Annotated in this window: 1 protein-coding gene; it reads left to right on the top strand. The window is 43.8% G+C overall.

Translation table 11 applies throughout. The annotated features are described in order from the left end of the window. Window positions 1–807 (top strand): IS3 family transposase (locus JMW90_RS13405; protein WP_201564743.1); only part of this gene is annotated, 807 nt, incomplete at its 5' end. Window positions 808–853 lie beyond the last annotated feature (46 nt).

The raw sequence follows: 853 nt of genomic DNA, 5'->3' as shown, positions 1-853 counted from the left end.
TTAAGGGTTAAGCCATCAAGCTATTACGACTGGCTAAGTCGTGATCTCAGCGACCAACAGATACATCGCAACCAGTCTGAATTACTGGTTAAAGCGGCTCACAATGAAACGAAAGAACGTTATGGCGTAGATCGACTGCATGCTCATCTAAGCGAGCAAGGCCATAACATTAGCCTGTATATGGTAAGAAGCATCAAAGAGGAACACGGCATCAAATGCCGTAGTCATAAGCGCTTTAAAGTCACCACTGACTCTAATCATCACAAACTGGTCTATCCAAACGTGCTGGATCAGAAGTTTGATGCTAAGCGCCCTAACGAGTCGTGGGTCAGCGACATCACCTATATCTGGACGAATGAGGGTTGGCTGTACTTAGCAGGGGTCAAAGACTTATACACCAAAGAGCTTGTCGGTTACGCTATCAACAAACGCATGACCGCAGATTTAGTTTGCAAAGCACTAAATATGGCCATCAAGAATAAACGTCCAAACAAAGGGCTAATCGTTCATTCAGACAGAGGCAGTCAGTATTGCAGTCACGCCTACCACAAGACCATTAAGCAGCATCAATTTACAGGCTCAATGAGCGCTAAAGGTAATTGCTTCGACAATGCTCCGATAGAAAGCTTCTGGGGCACTTTAAAGAATGAGCTGGTATATCATCAGGATTATAAGACTAGATTTGCAGCGATCAACGATATTATTAGATACATCGAGCTGTACTACAATCAGACGAGGATTCAAAAGGGTTTGGGCTATAAATCGCCAAGACAGATGTGGTTTGATTATTATCGTCAGGCTGCGTAACTAAAATCTCCCAAGTTTATGTGTACGGATTTGACGGCAGGGGTCA

Source organism: Psychrobacter glacincola (assembly GCF_904846215.1).
GTDB classification, from domain to species: Bacteria; Pseudomonadota; Gammaproteobacteria; order Pseudomonadales; family Moraxellaceae; genus Psychrobacter; species Psychrobacter glacincola.
Note: the sequence above shows the minus strand (reverse complement) of the source record. Positions and strands in the feature narration are given on the sequence as shown.